21 protein-coding genes and 1 tRNA gene are annotated in these 18,645 nt (G+C 64.6%); 18 read left to right on the top strand and 4 right to left on the bottom strand.

Annotation, left to right across the window (positions count from 1 at the left end):
- Positions 1 to 18 precede the first annotated feature (18 nt).
- The 13 genes from fabZ to SR3_RS03195 all read left to right on the top strand — a co-directional run bounded on the left by fabZ (position 19) and on the right by SR3_RS03195 (position 10,502).
- The gene (fabZ, locus tag SR3_RS03250; protein WP_068080631.1) at positions 19 to 510 is read left to right on the top strand and encodes a 3-hydroxyacyl-ACP dehydratase FabZ; all 492 of its coding nucleotides are present in this window, start codon (positions 19 to 21) and stop codon (positions 508 to 510) included.
- 204 nt (positions 511 to 714) lie between these two features.
- Positions 715 to 942: a 50S ribosomal protein L31 gene (rpmE, locus tag SR3_RS03245; protein ID WP_068080628.1), complete on the top strand. Its 228-nt coding sequence runs from the start codon at positions 715 to 717 to the stop codon at positions 940 to 942.
- Positions 943 to 1,153: 211 nt separating this feature from the next.
- A tRNA-His gene (locus SR3_RS03240) sits at positions 1,154 to 1,230 on the top strand.
- A gap of 172 nt (positions 1,231 to 1,402) precedes the next feature.
- Complete coding sequence (ccmC, locus tag SR3_RS03235) at positions 1,403 to 2,182, top strand: heme ABC transporter permease CcmC (RefSeq protein WP_068080626.1); 780 nt, start codon at positions 1,403 to 1,405, stop codon at positions 2,180 to 2,182.
- Positions 2,182 to 2,325, top strand: a complete 144-nt coding sequence (locus SR3_RS31765) for a hypothetical protein (protein ID WP_169805552.1) — start codon at positions 2,182 to 2,184, stop codon at positions 2,323 to 2,325. The genes ccmC and SR3_RS31765 overlap by 1 nt, the downstream gene beginning before the upstream one ends.
- Positions 2,322 to 2,780: a cytochrome c maturation protein CcmE gene (ccmE, locus tag SR3_RS03230; protein ID WP_068080623.1), complete on the top strand. Its 459-nt coding sequence runs from the start codon at positions 2,322 to 2,324 to the stop codon at positions 2,778 to 2,780. The genes SR3_RS31765 and ccmE overlap by 4 nt, the downstream gene beginning before the upstream one ends.
- A gap of 20 nt (positions 2,781 to 2,800) precedes the next feature.
- Entirely contained in the window at positions 2,801 to 4,783 is a 1,983-nt protein-coding gene (locus tag SR3_RS03225; RefSeq protein WP_068080620.1) for a heme lyase CcmF/NrfE family subunit, read from the top strand.
- Positions 4,780 to 5,334, top strand: a complete 555-nt coding sequence (locus SR3_RS03220; RefSeq protein WP_068080617.1) for a redoxin family protein — start codon at positions 4,780 to 4,782, stop codon at positions 5,332 to 5,334. Before SR3_RS03225 ends, SR3_RS03220 begins: the two co-directional genes overlap by 4 nt.
- Positions 5,334 to 5,747 carry a cytochrome c-type biogenesis protein gene (locus SR3_RS03215; RefSeq protein WP_407668141.1) on the top strand — a complete coding sequence of 138 codons (414 nt, stop codon included), beginning with the start codon at positions 5,334 to 5,336 and terminating at the stop codon, positions 5,745 to 5,747. Before SR3_RS03220 ends, SR3_RS03215 begins: the two co-directional genes overlap by 1 nt.
- The gene (locus tag SR3_RS03210; RefSeq protein ID WP_084454874.1) at positions 5,744 to 6,493 is read left to right on the top strand and encodes a tetratricopeptide repeat protein; all 750 of its coding nucleotides are present in this window, start codon (positions 5,744 to 5,746) and stop codon (positions 6,491 to 6,493) included. Before SR3_RS03215 ends, SR3_RS03210 begins: the two co-directional genes overlap by 4 nt.
- 89 nt (positions 6,494 to 6,582) lie before the next feature.
- A complete protein-coding gene (locus SR3_RS03205) occupies positions 6,583 to 8,532 on the top strand; it encodes a potassium transporter Kup (protein WP_068080610.1) in 1,950 nt (649 codons plus the stop codon).
- A gap of 206 nt (positions 8,533 to 8,738) precedes the next feature.
- Positions 8,739 to 9,356, top strand: a complete 618-nt coding sequence (locus tag SR3_RS03200; RefSeq protein WP_068080607.1) for a superoxide dismutase — start codon at positions 8,739 to 8,741, stop codon at positions 9,354 to 9,356.
- 180 nt (positions 9,357 to 9,536) lie between these two features.
- Positions 9,537 to 10,502 (top strand): magnesium and cobalt transport protein CorA, encoded by a 966-nt coding sequence (locus tag SR3_RS03195; protein ID WP_068080604.1) that lies wholly within the window; start codon positions 9,537 to 9,539, stop codon positions 10,500 to 10,502.
- Between the two features lie 38 nt (positions 10,503 to 10,540).
- On the opposite strand, the gene SR3_RS03190 is transcribed toward SR3_RS03195, so the two are convergent.
- From SR3_RS03190 to SR3_RS03180, 3 genes are all read right to left on the bottom strand, one after another.
- Complete coding sequence (locus SR3_RS03190) at positions 10,541 to 10,837, bottom strand: hypothetical protein (protein ID WP_157098605.1); 297 nt, start codon at positions 10,835 to 10,837, stop codon at positions 10,541 to 10,543.
- 140 nt (positions 10,838 to 10,977) lie between these two features.
- On the bottom strand, positions 10,978 to 11,322 hold the full coding sequence (locus SR3_RS03185) for a hypothetical protein (RefSeq protein ID WP_068080598.1): 345 nt from the start codon (positions 11,320 to 11,322) through the stop codon (positions 10,978 to 10,980).
- Entirely contained in the window at positions 11,319 to 12,227 is a 909-nt protein-coding gene (locus SR3_RS03180; protein WP_169805551.1) for a hypothetical protein, read from the bottom strand. Before SR3_RS03180 ends, SR3_RS03185 begins: the two co-directional genes overlap by 4 nt.
- A gap of 310 nt (positions 12,228 to 12,537) precedes the next feature.
- Here SR3_RS03180 and SR3_RS03175 point away from each other — a divergent pair, with 310 nt between their 5' ends.
- Both SR3_RS03175 and SR3_RS03170 read left to right on the top strand, forming a co-directional pair.
- Complete coding sequence (locus SR3_RS03175; protein ID WP_068080584.1) at positions 12,538 to 12,732, top strand: hypothetical protein; 195 nt, start codon at positions 12,538 to 12,540, stop codon at positions 12,730 to 12,732.
- 495 nt (positions 12,733 to 13,227) lie between these two features.
- Positions 13,228 to 13,476 (top strand): hypothetical protein, encoded by a 249-nt coding sequence (locus SR3_RS03170; RefSeq protein ID WP_157098604.1) that lies wholly within the window; start codon positions 13,228 to 13,230, stop codon positions 13,474 to 13,476.
- Positions 13,477 to 13,562: 86 nt separating this feature from the next.
- On the opposite strand, the gene SR3_RS03165 is transcribed toward SR3_RS03170, so the two are convergent.
- On the bottom strand, positions 13,563 to 14,669 hold the full coding sequence (locus tag SR3_RS03165; protein WP_169805550.1) for a hypothetical protein: 1,107 nt from the start codon (positions 14,667 to 14,669) through the stop codon (positions 13,563 to 13,565).
- A gap of 225 nt (positions 14,670 to 14,894) precedes the next feature.
- On the opposite strand from SR3_RS03165, the gene SR3_RS03160 reads away from it, so the two are divergent.
- The 3 genes from SR3_RS03160 (at position 14,895) to SR3_RS03150 (ending at position 18,636) form a co-directional block, all read left to right on the top strand.
- The gene (locus SR3_RS03160; RefSeq protein ID WP_068080575.1) at positions 14,895 to 16,145 is read left to right on the top strand and encodes a metallophosphoesterase family protein; all 1,251 of its coding nucleotides are present in this window, start codon (positions 14,895 to 14,897) and stop codon (positions 16,143 to 16,145) included.
- Between the two features lie 11 nt (positions 16,146 to 16,156).
- A complete protein-coding gene (locus SR3_RS03155; protein ID WP_068080572.1) occupies positions 16,157 to 16,552 on the top strand; it encodes an MAPEG family protein in 396 nt (131 codons plus the stop codon).
- 179 nt (positions 16,553 to 16,731) lie between these two features.
- Positions 16,732 to 18,636, top strand: a complete 1,905-nt coding sequence (locus SR3_RS03150; protein ID WP_169805549.1) for a sensor domain-containing phosphodiesterase — start codon at positions 16,732 to 16,734, stop codon at positions 18,634 to 18,636.
- Positions 18,637 to 18,645 lie beyond the last annotated feature (9 nt).

Here is an 18,645-nt window from a genome sequence, read left to right as displayed (position 1 = left end):
GCGGACTGGGATATCCTGATGAGCGAGACCACTCCTGCACCCTTGGGCGTTTCGGCGCCCACTCCGGTGGATTATGACATCCGCAAGATCCTGGCCGCCCTGCCGCATCGTTATCCGATGCTGCTGGTCGACCGGGTGGTCTCGATCGTGCCTGACGAGTCGCTGTATGCCGTGAAGGCGGTCAGCTTCAACGAGGGCTTCTTTCAGGGGCATTTCCCGGGCCGCCCGATCATGCCGGGCGTGCTGATCGTCGAGGCGCTGGCGCAGGCCGCCGGTATTCTCGCGATCGAATCGCTTGGTCTGGCGGGTTCGGGCAAGCTGGTCTATTTCATGGCGATCGAGGATGCGAAGTTCCGCGCTCCGGTCGAACCGGGCGTGCTGCTCGACCTGCATGTGGGCTTTATCCAGAAGCGGGCGCGGGTCTGCAAGTTCTGGGGCAAGGCCATGCTGGGCGACAAGCTGGCCACGGAAGTGAGCTTCACCGCCATGATCGCGGACCAGCCCGCTTAAGCAGGTGGAGAGTTCGGGGCGCAGGGATGCGGCAACGCTACCCTTGCGTCGGAAGACGAAATGGGAGCGCGAGGGGGTAACCCCTTCGCACCTTCCTTCCTTCTTGCTGAATCCAAGACTGGACAAAAGCGCCGCTCCTCGCTAGGGGCGGCGCTTCCAATTTCGGGCCGGTCGGAACCGGCACTTCAAACGAAAGATATTGCCATGAAGGCCAACACCCATCCCGATTACCACTTCATCACCGTTCAGATGACCGACGGTACCACCTTCCAGACCCGCTCGACCTGGGGCAAGGAAGGCGACGTGCTGGCTCTGGACATCGATCCCACCTCGCACCCGGCATGGACTGGCCAGAGCCGCATGCTCGATTCCGGTGGTCGTGTGGCCCAGTTCAACAAGCGCTTCGGTGGCCTCAGCCTCAAGAAGGGCTGATCCTAGCGTTTGCAGGATTGATGAAGAGGGCTCGGGAAACCGGGCCCTTTTTGCATGTGGGGTTTGGCGGGCTGCGGGGCGGGGTGATTAATTTTTGCCTTCATGCATTTTTCGCTTTTCAAAGCGGCGGTTCTCATGCAAAGGCGCGCCTCCCGGCAGGCAAGGCCTGAAGGGAAACATAGCCCGCTGCCGCGCAAGGCAGCCTAGCGTGGCGACTGTAGCTCAGTTGGTTAGAGCGCCGGTTTGTGGTACCGGAGGTCGAGGGTTCGAACCCCTTCAGTCGCCCCACTTCTCTTATGAGAATGTCTCGATCATCGCGGAATGCCGGTATAACCGGTGCGCGCGCGTGTCGTTGAACTTTATGCCCCTTGCCGATGGGGGCGGCCCCTGCCAAAGCTGTCCGTCTGTTTTTTGCGCGTGAGGCTGTGAGGCCCCGTCGCCAGCTTTCGGTTCGCTGTTCATGCATGGCTTTGCCAATCCCGCCCGTTTCCTGCGCATCGCCACATGGGCGACCCCGCTCTGCCTGATCGCTGGCCTGCTGATCGCCAGCGCGGCGCTGGTGTGGGGCGTGGGTTTCGGCCCGGCGGACGCGCTGCAGGGCGATGTGGTGCGGATCATCTATCTGCATGTGCCCACGGCATGGCTGGGGATGATGGGCTGGTCCTCGATCGCCATCGCCAGCTTTGTCGAGATCGTGTGGCGCCATCCGCTGGCGGGGATTGCCGCGCGGGCGGCTGCTCTGCCGGGCGCGGTGTTTACGGCGCTGTGCCTGATTACGGGTTCGATCTGGGGCCGACCGGCCTGGGGCACCTGGTGGGTGTGGGATGGGCGGCTGACCAGCATGCTGGTGCTGCTGTTCCTTTATTTCGGCTATATGGCTCTGGCGGGCGCCACGCAGCATGATGAGGCGCCCGGGCAGGGACAGGGCCGCATGGCCGCGATTTTCGGGCTGATCGGCGCGGTGAACATCCCCATCATCCATTACTCGGTGCTGTGGTGGAACAGCCTGCATCAGCCGCCCAGCCTTTCGGTGAGCGGCGTGGTGACGGGCACAGGCCCCATGGCCACCAGCTTTGTTGTGCCGCTGCTCACCAGCGTTCTGGGCTTCACCCTGATCTACACCGGCGTGGTGCTGGCGCGCATGCGCATGATTTTGGCCGATTCGCAGGCCGAGGCCCGCCTGCGCCGCAAGGCCATGGCGGCTCAGGCCCGCAGCGGCGCTCTGGCGGAGGGCTGGTGATGCGCGAGGCGCTTGATCCGTGGCAATTCGTGACCGCCGCCTATGCGATAGGGGCGATCACCACGCTGGCGATGGTCGCCGGAAGCTGGCTTTCCATGCGCCGCGCTGAAAAGCGGCGCGATAAGGTGCGTGAAATCCAATGACGGGAACGGGATTGCGGGCCAAGCATCAGAGGCTGGTGTTGCTGGGTGTGGCGCTGGCGGTGTTGCTGGTGGCGGGGCTGCTGGCGGCCTGGGCGCTGCGCAATCAGGCCAGCTATTTCTATGTGCCCAGCGAAATCCTCGCCAAGCCGCCCGAGGCGGACCGCTCGGTGCGGCTTGGCGGCATGGTGGTGCGCGGCAGCATGAAGGACGCGCCCGATGGGGTGACGGTCAACTTCCTCGTCACCGATGGCAAGCAGCAGGTTCCCGTGCGTTTTGCCGGCATCCGCCCCGCGCTCTTCGTGGAAGGATCGGGCGTGGTGGCCGAGGGGCACTGGACAGACGGCCTGTTCACCGCCGACAATCTGCTCGCCAAGCATGACGAGAAATACACCCCTCGCGAAATGCAGGGCATGACCACCGATCAGGCCCACAAAGCCATCGCGGAAACCAAATAAGATGATGACGGGAGACGCGCGTGCTCGCTGAATTGGGCCTTGCCATGCTGTGGCTGGCCGCTGCCCTTGCCGGGCTGCAACTTGTGGCGGGCAGCGTTGCGCTCACCAGGGATGGGGAAGGGCTGGGGGGCATCGTGCGCCCCGTTGCGGTGGTGCAGGGTGTGCTGGCGGCGGCGGCCTTTGCCAGCCTGATCTGGCTTTTCGTGCAGACCGACACATCGGTGAAGCTGGTGGCGGAAAACAGCCATTCGGCGAAACCCCTGATCTACAAGATCGCGGGCACATGGGGGAACCATGAAGGCTCGATGCTGCTGTGGGTGACGGTGATGGGGCTGGCGGGCGGTTTTGTCGCGCTGGTGGAACGCCGTTTGCCGGAACGCACGATGATGGCGACGCTGGCCGGGCAGGCCTTTGTCAGCCTTGGGTTCTATGCCTTTCTGCTGCTTGCCTCGAACCCCTTCCAGCGGCTGAACCCCGCGCCTCAGGAGGGCAATGGGCTTAATCCGCTGCTGCAGGACCCGGGTCTGGCCTTCCATCCGCCCACGCTTTATCTCGGCTATGTCGGGCTTTCGATTGCCTTCAGCTTTGCCATTGGCGCGCTGGTGACGCGTGAGGTTGGCCCCGCCTTTGCCCGCGCGATGCGGCCATGGGTGCTGGGCGCGTGGATCTTCCTGACTTTGGGCATCACGGCGGGCAGCTATTGGGCCTATTACATGCTGGGCTGGGGCGGCTGGTGGTTCTGGGACCCGGTCGAGAACGCCAGCCTGATGCCATGGCTGGCGGCGACGGCGCTGCTCCATTCGGCCAGCGTGCTGGCGGCGCGTAATGCGCTGCGGGCATGGACAGTGATGCTGGGCGTGGTGGCCTTTTCCATGTCGATGGTAGGCACCTTTCTGGTGCGCTCGGGCATTCTCACCAGCGTGCATGCCTTTGCGGTCGATCCGCGACGCGGCGGCTTTATTCTGGCGCTGCTGGCGATCAACATCGGCGCGGCGCTGGTGCTTTTCGCCCTGCGGGCAGGCACCGTCACCGAGGGCGAACGCTTCGAGGTGACCAGCCGCGAGGCCTCCTTGGTGTTCAACAATGTGATGCTCAGCTCCATTCTGGGCATCGTGCTGCTGGGCACGCTCTACCCGCTTGTCACCGAGGCGATGGGGGTGAAGGTCTCTGTCGGCCCGCCCTATTTCACGCCGATGAGCGCGGTCTTCGCCGTGCCGATGCTGGTGGTGCTGGCTATCGGGCCGCTGTTGCGCTGGCGCCATGACCGTTTCAAGCGGGTGAGCCTGGTGCTGGCCGCGCCGCTGGCCGTGACGATCATCGCCGCCATCGGTTTTGGCGTGAGCGGCGTCACCTCCACCATGTCGCTGATTGCCCTGTCGCTGGCGCCCGGTCTGGCGGTGGCCAGTCTGCTGCCGCTGCGGGGGCGCAATCTGGCCCGTGCGCCGCTGTCGCTCTGGGGCATGGTGATCGCGCATCTCGGGCTCGCCGTGGCGCTGTTCGGCATGGGGGCGGATGGCGCTTTCACCAAGGAGCGGCTGATCGCCGCCTGCGTTGGCGAGAGCGTCGATGTCGGCCCGTGGCAGGTCAAGCTGGGGGCGATTACCCCCGTCGCTGGTCCCAACTGGACCGCGCTGGAGGCCGATCTGGTCGCCAGCTACGATGGCGCCGCGCCCGATCATCTCAAGCCCCAGTCGCGCACCTTCTGGGCGCCGCCGCAGACCACCTCGGTCTCGGCGCTGCATACGCGCTGGAACGGGCAACTCTACACCGTGCTGGGCGAGGAGGCGCATGACGCCTCCAGCGCCGCCATGCCCACCGGGCGCTGGCAGCTGCGGCTGTGGTGGAAGCCTTTCGTGCCGATGATCTGGCTGGGCGGCGTTCTGGTGGCGCTGGGCGGATTTCTGGCCTTGCTCAGCCGGGTGAGGCAGGATCTGAAACGCCGCACCGTTCGCGCGCGGGGCGACATTCGCCGGGGCGACCGTGAAGAGAGGGAAGCGGCATGACCAAAAGCGAAGCACCTCGCGCTCCGGGCTGGACTCTGTGGTTGCCGCTGGCGCTCTTCGTGCTGTTCGTGGGCGGCGTGGCGATCTCGTTGATGCTGCCCAAGAGCAATGACATCAACAGTCAGATGATCGGCAAGCCGCTGCCTGCCTTCTCGCTGCGCCCGGCAGCCGATGGGCGGCCCGGTCTTGCCACTGGCGATTTCGCTGGTGGCAAGCCGCGCCTGCTCAACATCTTTGCCAGCTGGTGCGTGCCTTGCGGTGTCGAGGCGCCGGTGCTGGCCGAATTGCAGCGTCAGGGCGCGCAGATCGACGGCATCGCCATCCGTGACCACAAGGATGATCTGAACGCCTTTCTGGCCAAGAACGGCAATCCCTATCAGCGGATCGGCGCCGATGACGTCTCGGCGGTGCAGCTGGCGATTGGCTCTTCGGGCGTGCCGGAAACCTTTGTGATCGATGGCAAGGGGATCATCCGCTACCAGCACATCGGCGACATCCGCCCCGATGAGGTGCCGATGATGCTGGCCAAGCTGAAGGAGGCCGAATCGTGATCGCGCGGTTTTTGCTTCCTGTCGCTCTGGTGTTGGCACCGGTGGCCGCTCTCGCTGACGACACCATGCCGCCCGCGCCCTTCGCCTATCGCCAACTTGCCGATCCGGCCAAGGAAGCCAAGGCCAAGGCGCTGATGGAAACGCTGCGCTGCCTCGTCTGTCAGAGCCAGTCGATTGCCGATTCGGATGCGCCTATCGCGGGTGACATGCGCAATCAGGTCCGCCTGCGCATCGATGCCGGGGAAGATCCCGAGGCGATTCGCGCCTGGCTGATCCAGCGCTATGGCGATTACGTCAGCTATGCCCCGCGCGTCACCGCCGCGACATGGCCGCTGTTCGCCGTGCCGCTGATGCTGATCGCGGTGGCCGCCGCCGTGATGCGCCGCCGTTTTGTCAAAAGGAATGCCGCATGACCTGGCTGGCGATCGCCGTTCTGGCGCTGGTGGTTCTGCTGGTGCTGACTCTGGGTTTCCGCACGCCCCGTCGCGGTTGGGAGGCGATTGCCTCCGCGCTGGTGCTGGGGCTGGCGGGCTATGCGCTTCAGGGCCATCCCGGGCAGGCCGGGCAGCCGCGTGACGAGGCGCAAAAGCCCAACATCTTCGCGGCCACGCTGGTCGACGAACGGCGCAAGGTGGTGGGCAATGATATGCAGCCCACCAGCTGGGAAATGGTCGGCGATGCGCTGATGCGCCATGGCGATTACGCCGGGGCCGCCACCATGCTGAACGGCGCGGTGGAGAAAGACCCGAAGAACAGCGATGCCTGGTTGGAAATGGCCAGCGCGCTGGTTGGCCATGCCGAGGGTTCGCTCTCGCCCGCCGCGCTCTATGCCTTCCGCAAGGCTTCCGCCGCCGATCCCAAGGCGCCCGGGCCGCCGATGTTCCTGGGGCTGGCGCTGGCCGGTTCCGGGCAGTTCGAGGAAGCACGGGCGCTATGGGCCGGTTTGCTGGCGCGCGCGCCGGCCGATGCGCCCTGGCGGCCCGATCTGGCGATGCGCCTGCAGCGTCTCGATCAGATCATCGCCATGACCCGCGCGGCGCAGGGCATGCCGCCAGCCCCTGGCCAGCCTGCCGCGCCCGGCATGAAATCGAATGTAAATTCGGCCAATTCCGGGGATTCTTCAGCTTCTGTGCAGGGAACCACACAGGGCTTGCGTTGATTGTCCTTGTTGCGGGTCAATGAGCGCGCTAATCGGCGGCGCTCCGCAAGTGCGGAGAGTCTGTTATGGCCAGTAGGGGGTCGGGCCGCATGAATGTTTCGGCAAGCTCGGCGCAGTCGCCTGCCGTTCCCGCGTCGCAGGATGCGGTCGAACCGGCGACAGGCCACGGCCACCACGGTCATCACGGCGCCTTGCCCAAGCTGGCGCTTGGCGCGCTGGGGGTGGTCTTCGGTGATATCGGCACCAGCCCGCTCTACGCCATTCAGGCGATCATGACCGGCGAGCATCCGCTGCCGATCGATCTGCTCAACATCTATGGCGTCATCAGCCTGATTTTCTGGACCATGGTGACGGTGGTGACGTTGAAATACGTCCTGCTGGTGCTGCGGATGGACAACAATGGCGAGGGCGGCTCGCTGGCGCTGCTGGCGCTGATCAACCGCAAGCTGCCGCAACTGCGCGGCACGCGCCTGCTGGTGGCGGGCGGCTTGCTGGCCACGGCCCTGTTCTATGCCGACTCGATGCTGACCCCCGCCATTTCGGTGCTGTCGGCGGTGGAAGGTCTGGGCGTGGTCAGCCATGCGTTCCATCCCTTCATCCTGCCGATCTCGCTGGCGATTCTCGTCGGCCTCTTCGTGATCCAGAGCCACGGGACAGAGCGCATGGGCCAGATGTTCGGCCCGGTGATGCTGATCTATTTCCTCTCGATCGCGGCGATGGGCGTGTCGCAGATCCGCCTGCATCCGCAGGTGCTGTGGGAGCCGCTGAACCCGCTCTACATCTTCTATTTCTTCAAGGCGCACCCCTATCTGTCCTTCGTGTCGCTCTCCGCGGTGGTCTATTCGATTACCGGCGTCGAGGCGCTCTATGCCGATATGGGGCACTTCGGGCGCAAGGCGATCAGCTGGGCCTGGGTGATCGTGTTCCCTTCGCTGGTGCTGAACTACATGGGGCAGGCCGCGCTGCTGATCACCGATCCGGCCTCGGCGTCGAACCCCTTCTTCAACATGGTGCCCGACAGTCTGCAGCTGCCGCTGGTGGTGCTGGCCACGCTGGCCACGGTGATCGCCAGCCAGGCGGTGATTTCCGGCGCCTATTCCGTCACGCATCAGGCGATCCAGCTGGGCTATCTGCCGCGCGTGCAGATCAAGCATACCTCGCATTCGATGGCCGGGCAGATCTATATTCCGGCGATCAACTGGTTCCTGGCCTGCATGGTTGCCGCTCTGGTGCTGACCTTCGAGAGCAGCGCGGCGATGCTGCCCGCCTATGGTCTGGCCGTGGTGGGCACGATGAGCATCACCACCGGCATGGCCATCGTGGTGGTGTTCCGCATGTGGAAGGTGCGCTGGTGGGTCGCGGCACCCGGCTTCGCGGTGATCTTCGCCATCGACTGGTCCTATCTGGCGGCGGGCTCGGCCAAGTTCTTCGAGGGCGCATGGTTCCCGGTGGTGGTCGGCATGATCATCTTCCTGCTGCTGACCACATGGTCGAAGGGCCGGATGCTGATGCGCCAGAACATGGCCGAGGATTCGCTGCCGATCGAGGTCTTCGCGCGTTCTGCTCATTCCAGCGCGACCCGCGTGCCCGGCACCGCGATCTTCATGTCGACCGCGCGCAATGGGGTGCCCTCGGCGCTGCTTCACAACATCAAGCACAACAAGGTGCTGCATGAGCGCGTGGTGGTGCTGACCGTGCTGATCGAGGAGGTGCCCTATGTGCCCGAGATCAAGCGGGTGGCCGTCAGCGAGATCGGGCAGGGCTTCTACAAGATCATCCTGCGCTTCGGCTTCCTGGAGGAAACCAATGTGCCGGAGGCTTTGCGCGGCGTCTCGGTCTGCGGCGGCGAGCCCTTCGACATGATGAAAACCAGCTTCTTCCTCAGCCGCCAGACGCTGATCGCTTCCTCCAAGCCGGGCATGGCGATCTGGCGCGAGAAGCTGTTCGCCTGGATGCTGCGCAATGCGGCCAGCGCGATGGAGTTCTTCCGCCTGCCGATCAACCGCGTGGTGGAACTGGGCAGTCAGGTCGAGATTTAACCGGGATGGGGCGCCAGAGAGTTCCTTTTAAAGGCGGAACTGTTTGCCTTGCCCGTCCCTTACGTCTTTGGCATGACCAACAAAATCTTTGGAGCGGCTGGCCTTCGGCTGGCCTATCCCTTTGCAGTCACACGCGAGGGCCGATACCCACCGGACCTCTTTTCGACCACCCATCAACCACCCCCTGACAGCAGTGGAGTTTGCACATGGCTTTCGCTCTTCCCGAACTGCCTTACGGCAAGGATGCCTTCGGCGACGTTCTCTCGGCCGAGACCTTCGACTATCACTATGGCAAGCATCATCAGGCCTACATCACCCAGGCCAATGACCAGACCAAGGGCACCGACCTTGAGAACGCCAGCCTGCTGGAGGTGATCGCCGCCGCCAAGGCCGCCGGCAACAAGAAGCTGTTCAACGCCAGCGCCCAGATCTGGAACCACAGCTTCTACTGGCTGGGCCTGAGCCCCGAAAAGAAGCAGCCCTCGGCTGAACTGCTGGCCAAGATCGACGCCGATCTGGGCGGTCTGGACGCCTTCAAGGCCGCCATCAAGGCCGAGAGCGCCGGCCACTTCGCCAGCGGCTGGGGCTGGCTGGTGCTGGAAGGCGGCAAGCTGAAGGTGACGTCGTACCACGACGCCGACACCCCCGTCGCTTACGAGGGCGTGGCCCCGCTCTTCACGCTCGACGTCTGGGAGCACGCTTACTACATCGATTATCGCAACGCGCGCCCGAACTACCTCGACGCGCTCCTCGACCATATCGACTGGGATTTCGTCGAGGCCAACCTTGACGGCCAGGGCGCCTCGCGCGCCGATCAGGGCTGATTTTCAGCTCTAGATCGACCGGAACACCAGAGCCGCCCCGCACCTTCGGGTCCGGGGCGGTTTTGCGTTTGAAGCCCGCGTTTACGATCAAAGGCCCCGAAAACACGCCTGTCCGGGGCAGGGGGTTTTGCGGCCACGGCAAAAGGGGTTAGTCCCCGCAGACGCTGTCACGGAGTTGTCATGAGCGTCGTTTCCGCCTCTCTCTACCATCAGGGCAAGCCGCGAAGAATCGCCACGCTCGATTGCCCGCCGGTGCTGATCGCGCCGGATGACTTCGTCTGGATCGGCCTGCTCGAACCCACCGAGAGTGAACTGCGCCTGCTCCAGCAGCATTACGGCCTGCATCCGCTGGCGGTGGAGGATGCGCTGAAAGCCCATCAGATGCCCAAGGTGGATGTCTATGGTGACCAGCTTTTCACCGTCGCACGCACCGCCCATCTGCAGGGCGACGAGATCTGCTATGGCGAGACCGCGATCTTCACCGGGCGCAACCATATCATCACCGTGCGTCACGGTTCGGCCCGCGCGCATACGGCGCTACGCGCCCAGCTGGAGGCGGCGCCCTCGCTGCTGATGCATGGCACCGACTATGTGCTTCACGCCATTCTGGACTTTATCGTCGACGGCTTCTTCCCGGTGATCGAAACCATCGAGGACGAAGTGCTGGCGATGGAAAACCGCGCGCTGGACGCTTTCCTCAGCCGGGAGGAGATCACCCGCATCTTCACGCTGCGCCGCACGTTGATGCGCTTCCTGCGCATGCTGGGGCCGATGTCGGAAGTGGCGAGCAAGCTGGAGCATCAGGACCTGCCCTGCCTCGATCCCGAGGTGCGCCCCTATTTCCGCGATGTACTGGATCATGTGCGCCGCGTGGAAACCCGCACCGATGCGCTGCGCGACATTCTGGGGTCTGTGCTGGAGGTGAGCAATCTGCTCGAATCGCAGCGGCAGGGGGTGATCACCCGGCAGCTGGCCTCATGGGCGGCGATTCTGGCGGTGCCCACGGCGATCGCGGGCATCTATGGCATGAATTTCGAGTACATGCCGGAGCTGAAAACCCACAACGGCTATTTCGTGGTGCTGAGCGCGATGGTGGTGATTTGCGGCGGGCTCTGGCTGCGTTTCAAACGCACCGGCTGGCTGTGAGGGAAGGGCGGGCTCGTCAGGGCCCGCCCCGTCCTGACTTAATGCTTGATCTCGGTCGAAGAGCTGTGGTCCCCGTTCGAGCTGACCGAGCGGGTCTGGATCGTCTTGGTGGTGCGGGTCTTGTGGCCCACCTTCACGCCAAGGATCTTCTTGGGGCGATGGGTCTTCACCTTGCGGATATGCTCCACCTTGGTGGTGCGGGTGGCCACGCCGTCCTGCATGGTGGTGTCGTGGCTGACCTTGGTCTCATGGCTGACCTGCGCCGAGGCGGGAACGCCCGCCAGAGCAACGCCAAGACCCAGCGCCATGGCTGTGAGGGTGCGAGAAACTGTCATGAGAGATCCTTTCGACACGGAAGGTTAGGATGGTCCTGCATGACGCGCGGACACGATGCGTTAAGCTCTGGATGAGGCGATAGGTCCATGAAACAAGCTGAGCTGAGGCTGGAGGCGGGCCAGTTTTTACCGGGGGCGCCTCAGGGCTTGCGCGCGATCCCGGCGACGGGGTGAAGGGCATGAGGAGAGGGCACGCGCTTCACCTTGGGCCAGTGCATGTGGATGCGCCAGACCGGAGCGCCCGCGGTGGCGGCCAGCCTTTCGGTTTCACAGCGGCCCTGAGCAAACAGCCGGTCATAGCCCAGCCCATGCACTGGCGGCGCATGGCTGACGCGCGCCCGCGCTTCATCGAGCTGTTGCTGGCATTCCGCCGCGCTGCCGAAACTGGCGTCAAGGAGAGCGGCGGCGCTGTGCGGGGTCCAGTCGGTGTCCGTATCGGCAGGGGGAGCCGCCAGAAGGGCCAGCAGGATCAGCGCGCCGCTCATCCGCCGATCTCCAGCGCCCCGGTTCCTGCTGCGGCGACACTGGCGCTGCTCTGCTGAAGCGCGCAGGCGCGCATGCCGCTTTCGCCTCCGGTGGCGGCCAGCAGGCGCAGGGCTTCGGCCTTCAGACGCTCGGGATCGATGGGCCAGCCGATGTCGATGCTCTCGCGGCTATGGGGGAAGACGGTGTAGGCGATGCGGCCCCGTGGCAGGCCCTCGCCGTTGCGGGCATTGGGCGGTCCTTCGCCCAGCGCCGCCCAGAAGGCCATCGAGGCCTCGCCCAGCGGTTCGACCGGGCCTTCGTCAGCGATCACGAATGGCGTGGCGCGGCCCGTGTCGAGGTTGATGGCATAGCCGATGTCGCCCATCGCCCCCATGCCTTCGGTGCGGTAGATCGGGGCGGGCAGCACGATATAGGGCGTGGCCGAGGCGTCGACATAGCTGGCCGGATTGGCCGGGCCGCCCCACGCCACATTCTGCAGGGACGTCATCGAGACGAAATAGCCCTTGAACCTGCCCTTGCGCTGAATGGCGGGGCGGTCTGGCGCGCGCGGGTCGGCGGCCAGCACCGTCTGCCACCATGAGCCATGCGGATAGCCTGCGGCCTCAAGGCAATCGAGGCCCCGGCCATTGTCCGGGCAGGCGTCTTCGATGTCTGCGGGGTGATAGGCGTTGGGCGCGCCATCGGCGTCCACGATCTTCATGCCGGTGACATAGGTGTAGGCCCCCGGCGTGCCATGCCGGTCGATGCGCGTGCCCATATAGTCGAAGGAGGAATCGGCGGGGGAGGGGGTGATCGGGCAGGCGGGGGCTGCGGCGGCGGTGAGGGACTGGGCGGCGATCAACCCCGCAAGCGATCCTGACAACACCCGTTTCGCGAGCCAGACCGCTCGCCCCGACATGATCACGATGTAACTCCTGTGCCTGTGCATTTACCCAAGGAATGCGCGAAACCCCCGTAAGGTTGCTTAGACCAAAGCGTGGCGCGCTCCGCCCTGCGAGTCGTGGCTCCGCGTCACGTGGTTGGCCCAAAAGATGGAATGAGGCGGATGACGTAGGCGTGAACGAAAGAATATTACAAAATGGGTGAGGGTCGCACACGATTGCAGGATCGATCCAGCGCATGACGGTGCCATTTGGGCGCAGGAGGCTTTTCTGAACGGATATTCAGGCCCATTGTATAGTCTACAGAAAAGATAGACGTTTGGAGTTCGCCCGATGAGCTGGTTCTGGAACCGGGATTTCCTCACCCGCCGCATTGACCGCTGCTATCTGATCGCGGCGGGCACGAAAAAGCCGCATAAGCGTGAGGCGCATCTCGAACTGGCCCGCCGCTATCGCCGCCTGCTGACCTCGCTCGGCGATTATACGGCGATCCCGCAGGAACCTGCTGTCGCCAGCGCGGCGAACTGATCCGGCAGGGCGGAGAGGCTGCCGCCCCGAAGCGATTAAGGCGCTGCCTTGCACCGGCGGTGTGATCTTCAAACGCTCGGGCAGGGTGCTGGAGGATGCTTGGTTCAAGAACGTCTGGAACAGCGAGGCGGTGGCTTGTCTGGCGAGACCTTCCTTTCCTTGCATGAAAAACGCGATGGTTGCCGCGTACAGGTGGTGAGGAATCTGCCAAATACCAAGCGGGAATTTGCATGAACCGGTTCCGTTTCCGGAACATGATTTTACGAATTTCTGTATTGATTCATCATTCTTCGCATGAGTAGGTTTTGAGCACCCCATCTGAAAGGTGCCTTGAGATCTGTTCTCATGACAATCGATGCGACTGCGCGGCCCTCTGCGCCGCCAAGCCTGAGCCTGCCGTTTCTGATCTATCTGAACTTCGCCATTCTGCTGCCGGTGGGATGGTTTTAGAACGGCTTCCCGCGCCTGGCGCTGTTGCTGATCTTTGGCGGCGGGATGTTGGCCTGCCTTGTCTTGCGCCGCGGCTTTGCGCTTCTGGAGGCTGTGCTGGCGCGGACCGGCACGCTCTGGCGGCTGATCCTGTTCATGATCGCGGCCTTGCTGCTGATTATGACGGGTTCGACGGCGCATGACGATTACATGATCTGGTGGATGCCCGCAGCCCTTGCCGCTTTCGCGCGCAAGAGCGAGGAGCAGCTTGCGGAGACCCCGATGGCGACAATGCCCCTGGCCGCCGCAGGCTGAAAACCGATGCGCGCCGCTGGGCGCCGGTCACAATGAACAAGCCAAGGGGTGCGCGAGGCTTATGACCCTCGCAGTTTCCCTTCTTTCTACCTTGCCGGAATCGTCACCACTGTCCCGCTCGGCTGGGTGGTCTCTGCCAGAGACACCAAGGTCTGCATCACCGAAAAGGCCAGCTTGCTGTCGAAATCGGTGTCGGCGATCCAGTACCAGCGCTCATGATAGCGCACGCTGGAGAAGGCATCGCGGGGCGGCTTCTCGCCATTGTGGATGATGATGGTGGGGCGCGAGAGGATCGCCGTATCGTCCACCGTGGGGATGGTGCGATGCTCGGCGACATCCTGGGGCGAAACCTCGATTTCCGAGGCGATCTCCCCCAGCACCCCCAGAATGGGCCGCGTCAGGATTGAGACCGTGCCGGGCGAGGGCGATCCGCTGCCATAGACCACCTCGGCCTCGGTGCTTGTGGCGGAAAGGCCCAGCATCTTGCGCGTGGTCACCACCACCTTTTGCAATGCCGGGTCGTCGCTGTCGGGCAGGGAGATGATGAGGTTGCTCGGGGCCTTGGTGGATTTGTCCTCCGTCTTGGTGGGGTCGCCGCCGTTCTCGGTCTGGCCGAGGCGGAAATGCAGCAGCCCGGCTACCTGAAGCCGCCGCAGATTGATCAGCAGATGCGCAAAGCCGGGCGATCCGGTGCGGTTGGCGGTGTCCAGCATGGAGCTGTTCTGCAAGCCGTTGACCGATTGCACCGCCAGACGGAACAGCACATCGATGGGCGTGCCCGAAAGGCTCAGCGGCAGCAGCTCGGCGGGGGAGAGCGGCTGGATCACGCTTTGCGCCAGCGCCGCGCCGGTCACGGGCTGGAAGGTGAAGGTGGGGCTTTGGGTCATGGTCATGCCGGGGGTTCCGGCGATGGTGTTGGCCGGATTGTTGCCGGGCAGGATGGAGAGCCTGCCCGACAGGCTGCGCTGCAGCGAATAGCCCGAAATCACCTGCGTGGTGTTGAGGAACACCGGCGAATCCCCATAGCGGATGCGCACGGCATTGAGCAGCGTCTGGGCCTTCTGGCTGTCGCTGAGCGAGCCGGAATAGCCGATCTGGTCGTTGTAGAGCCGCTTGGGCGCGAAACCCGCGCAGGCCGACAGCAGCAGGGGCAGCAGCAAGCTGGCCAGCAGGGGGCGGGGGCGCGGGAACATCGCCATGGCTTGGGCTTTCGCTGCTGCATCGTCCTGCCGGGCGGCAGGTCCTGTCCTTCATGGAAAGACAATGCGGCAGGGGATCGCAAGTTCACCCTTTCCATGCGGTTTATCCTGTCGATCCCGCGCTGTAGCGCATAAGATGAAAAGCCGGGGCCATCGTGTTGCGGTCTTGCCTACAGCCTGCGCGCCAAGGCATCATCGCGCGAGCAGGGGAGACGCGGCATGGCACTGGGACCGGATGGCAAGCCTTACAAGACGCGCGCGGATGTCGATATGGCGCGCGAATCGCAGGCGCAGGCTTTTGCCAAACGCCGCGCGGCGCTGGCGGCGAAGAAACAACTCGGCAAGGGTGGGGTAGAGGCAGCGCGGCTTGCCGTCCTTGCCCCCAACATCCCGGTCACCAGCCTGGAAAAGACCAACAAGCTGGCCTGGGCGCTGACCTATCTTTCGCACCGCTTCGGCCCGCGCGAGAAGTTGCTCACCTATGAAGGTACCGGCCAGAGCGGTATCCATATCATGGCCGACACCGGCACGGTGGCGCTCTATGGAGACTGGGCCAGCGGCACGCTGGCCGCCGCGCAAGTCGCCGCCCGCATCCGCGAACATCGGCCCGAACACACCATCCATATGGGCGACATCTATTTCGTGGGCGACGAGGATGAAGCCCGCGAAAACTTTCTGGGCGAGGACGTGCCCGGCAGCCCGTGGCAGGCGGTGGCCTTTCCGCGCGGATCGCAGCGCTCCTTCGCGCTCAACGGCAATCACGAGATGTATGCGCGCGGGCGCGGCTATTTCCGCCGCGTCCTGCCCGCGCTGGACCAGCAGGCCAGTTTCTTCGCGCTTCAGAACGACCATTGGCGCATCATCGGGCTCGACAGCGGCTATCACTCGATCAGCTGGCCCTTCTGGGAACTGCTGTTTCGGCCCGACTGCCATCTGCCCGATGCCGTTGTGAACTGGCTGAAAGAGTTGGTCACCAAGCCGCGTCCGGGCGACCCGAAAGAACCGCGCGGCACGATCATCCTCACCCACCATCAGCCGTTCTCCTTCTATGAGCCCGGCTTCCCCCGGCTGATGGAGCAGATCGGCGCGGTGCTGGGCGGGCCGGTTCTGTGGTTCTGGGGCCATGAGCACTGGCTGAGCGTTTATGCGCCCGTCGAGCGCGCCGGGCTGGAGATCCACGGGCGCTGCATCGGCCATGGCGGCATGCCCTGCGAGCCGCCCGGCCAGAAACGCGATCCCTCCTGCCCGATCCTGCTGGAGGATCACCGCATCCTCGATACCGGCGCTCAGGTGGTGCTGTGGCCCAATGGCTATGCTATGCTGGGCTTTGACGGGCCGGAGCTGCGCGTCGATTACCGCGACGCGGAAGGCACGCTGGTCGCCCATGAGGGATGGACCCTGCGTGAGGGCAAGATCGTTATGACAGAGGCGCCCGTCGCCGATGCGGATGGTGTCGGGCCGCCCCTTTAAGGGAGGTTGCGATGCGGCTGGAATTTATCATGCTGGGCGCGGTGATTGGGTTGGCGCTGGTGAATATTCTGTGGGCGGCAAATGTGCGCACCCGCCAATATGGCGTGGCATGGAATCTGGGCGCCCGCGATGCGCCCATGCCGCCGCCGAGCGCTCTGGTGCAGCGGCTGCAACGCGCTCAGGCCAATCTCTACGAAACCTTGCCATTGTGGATCGGGGCGCTGCTGGGGGCGGCGGCGCAAGGCCATCTGGGCTGGAAGACGCAAGCCGGAGCGGCGCTTTATGCGGGCGCGCGGGTGGTCTATCTGCCGCTCTATGCCGCGGGTGTGCCGGTGGTGCGCACTGTGGTCTGGCTGGTGTCGCTGGCGGGGCTGTTGTTAACGCTCTGGGCCCTGATCGCGGGTTAGGCCTGCCTTCTTCATCATTTCGTATCGCTAAAAAATCTATAGTAACGTGGCTTTATAAGAACTAGGCACCAATACCTGCTTTTCATGTATCCTGCTGCTTACCATGCATGGTGCAGCCGGATTTACGTTTAGCGCCTAGCTTCGTCCAATCCCTTCTTGCATCTTTCGGGACGCTGGACGTGCTGCTGATTCAGAACAAAATCCTCGGAATGATTGCCAATGGCGAGCCGCTGGATCAGACGGCGCGCCAGCTGTGCCTCAATCTGGAGAAGCTGCTGCCGGGCGTGGCCTGCTCGATCCTGACGGTGGACCGGGCCGGGCTGATCCATCCGCTGGCCGCGCCCGGACTGCCCGCCACATACAGCCTCGCGCTGGACGGTCTGATGATCGGGCCGGAGGTCGGCTCCTGCGGCACGGCGGCCTATCGTCGCGCCCCGGTGGTGATCGAGGACATCGAGCGCGATCCGCGCTTCGCCCGTTTCTATCCCATGCTCGAACGGCCCGATCTGCGCGCCTGCTGGTCTTTCCCGGTGATCGACGCGATGGGGCAGGTGGTGGCGGTGCTGGCGATCTATGCGCCCGAGCACCGCAGCCCCACGCAGCCCGAGCGCGATCTGGCGCAGGGCTGCGTCGAACTGTGCGGCACGGCGCTGCGCCGTCAGGAGCGCATCATCGACCGCGAAAGGCGCGCGACCATCGATGCGCTGACCGGCCTGCCCAACCGGCAGGCCTTCAACGCCGCGCTGGCCAACATCGCCTGCGAGGAGCCGGGATCATGGGCGCTTTTCGTGCTCGATCTCGACAATCTCAAGGTGGTGAACGACACCTTCGGCCATCTGGCGGGCGACGATCTGATCCGCGCCGCGGCGCGCCGCCTGTCGCAGGCGATGGCGCCCGATGTGGCCTTTCGGCTGGGGGGCGATGAATTCGCGGTGATCGTCCAGTCGGAAAGCGCCCTGGCCGATCTGGACAGCGCGGCGGCCAGCATCTTCCGCCTGCTCGATTCCCCCGCGGTCTGCGATGGCCATTCGGTGGTGCCCCGCGCCACGATCGGCGGGGCGGTGCTGAGCCACGATCAGGCCACTGCTGTCGCCGTCAACGAAGCCGCCGATTTCGCGTTGTATCACGCCAAGGAAACCGGGCGCGGCGGTTTCGTGCGCTATTGGCCGGGCATCGGCACGCGCATCACCCTGCGCCGCGACGCCATCCGCGATGTGGCCGAGGCTTTGGCCGAAGAACGCATCGAGGCTTTTTACCAGCCCATCGTCCGCCTCGACACCGGCAAGATCATCGGGCTGGAGGCGCTGTGCCGCATGCGCGCCGCCGATGGCAGCATGATCGATGCGCGCCATTTTCAGGATGCCACCTCCGATGCCCATGTCGCCGCCGAGATGACCCGCCAGATGGTCGATGCGGTGGCGCGTGATATGGTTTACTGGAGCGATCTGGGCCTGTCGCTGCAGCATGTGGGGGTCAATGTCTCGACCGCCGATTTCTACACCGGCAGCCTCGCCGTCAAGCTGAAGGAGGCCTTCGAACGCACCGGCGCGCCGCTCGACCGGCTGGTGCTGGAGGTGACCGAGGATGTCTATCTGGGCCGGCGCGATCAGGTGGTGGCGCGTGAAATCGCGGCGCTGCGGGCGGCTGGCGTGAAGGTGGCGCTCGACGATTTCGGCACCGGCTATGCCTCGCTGACGCATCTGCTGCATGTGCCGGTGGACATCATCAAGATCGATCAGGCCTTTGTCGCCAGGCTGCGCCCCGGCGATCCCAGCCAGATCATCGTCGACGGGCTGATCGACATCGTGCGCCGCCTTGGCATGGAGGTGATCGCTGAGGGGATCGAGACCTCGGCACAGGCGCGCCAGCTCTGGACGATGGGCTGCAAGTTCGGGCAGGGCTTCGCCTATTCGCGCGCCATCGATCGCGAGGCCATCGTCACCCTGCTGCGCAACCATGCCGAGGAGCATGATGTGACCGGGCTGCATCCCTCACGCCATTGCGACGTGATGTCGGGTCCGCCGCGCACCGGCCTGCCGATCCGGCCGGTGGAGGAAACGCCCCAGCGCGCCGTGTCGTTCTGAGGCGGCGGG

This window comes from Novosphingobium rosa NBRC 15208, from assembly GCF_001598555.1.
Taxonomy (GTDB): domain Bacteria; phylum Pseudomonadota; class Alphaproteobacteria; order Sphingomonadales; family Sphingomonadaceae; genus Novosphingobium; species Novosphingobium rosa.
Note: the sequence above shows the minus strand (reverse complement) of the source record. Positions and strands in the feature narration are given on the sequence as shown.

Coding starts and splice junctions, on each gene's coding strand:
- fabZ (WP_068080631.1), top strand. CDS start 19: ATGAGCGAGACCACTCCTGCACCCTTGGGCGTTTCGGCGCCCACTCCG.
- rpmE (WP_068080628.1), top strand. CDS start 715: ATGAAGGCCAACACCCATCCCGATTACCACTTCATCACCGTTCAGATG.
- ccmC (WP_068080626.1), top strand. CDS start 1,403: ATGCATGGCTTTGCCAATCCCGCCCGTTTCCTGCGCATCGCCACATGG.
- SR3_RS31765 (WP_169805552.1), top strand. CDS start 2,182: ATGCGCGAGGCGCTTGATCCGTGGCAATTCGTGACCGCCGCCTATGCG.
- ccmE (WP_068080623.1), top strand. CDS start 2,322: ATGACGGGAACGGGATTGCGGGCCAAGCATCAGAGGCTGGTGTTGCTG.
- SR3_RS03220 (WP_068080617.1), top strand. CDS start 4,780: ATGACCAAAAGCGAAGCACCTCGCGCTCCGGGCTGGACTCTGTGGTTG.
- SR3_RS03210 (WP_084454874.1), top strand. CDS start 5,744: ATGACCTGGCTGGCGATCGCCGTTCTGGCGCTGGTGGTTCTGCTGGTG.
- SR3_RS03205 (WP_068080610.1), top strand. CDS start 6,583: ATGAATGTTTCGGCAAGCTCGGCGCAGTCGCCTGCCGTTCCCGCGTCG.
- SR3_RS03200 (WP_068080607.1), top strand. CDS start 8,739: ATGGCTTTCGCTCTTCCCGAACTGCCTTACGGCAAGGATGCCTTCGGC.
- SR3_RS03195 (WP_068080604.1), top strand. CDS start 9,537: ATGAGCGTCGTTTCCGCCTCTCTCTACCATCAGGGCAAGCCGCGAAGA.
- SR3_RS03190 (WP_157098605.1), bottom strand. CDS start 10,837: ATGACAGTTTCTCGCACCCTCACAGCCATGGCGCTGGGTCTTGGCGTT.
- SR3_RS03185 (WP_068080598.1), bottom strand. CDS start 11,322: ATGAGCGGCGCGCTGATCCTGCTGGCCCTTCTGGCGGCTCCCCCTGCC.
- SR3_RS03175 (WP_068080584.1), top strand. CDS start 12,538: ATGAGCTGGTTCTGGAACCGGGATTTCCTCACCCGCCGCATTGACCGC.
- SR3_RS03170 (WP_157098604.1), top strand. CDS start 13,228: ATGTTGGCCTGCCTTGTCTTGCGCCGCGGCTTTGCGCTTCTGGAGGCT.
- SR3_RS03165 (WP_169805550.1), bottom strand. CDS start 14,669: ATGTTCCCGCGCCCCCGCCCCCTGCTGGCCAGCTTGCTGCTGCCCCTG.
- SR3_RS03160 (WP_068080575.1), top strand. CDS start 14,895: ATGGCACTGGGACCGGATGGCAAGCCTTACAAGACGCGCGCGGATGTC.
- SR3_RS03155 (WP_068080572.1), top strand. CDS start 16,157: ATGCGGCTGGAATTTATCATGCTGGGCGCGGTGATTGGGTTGGCGCTG.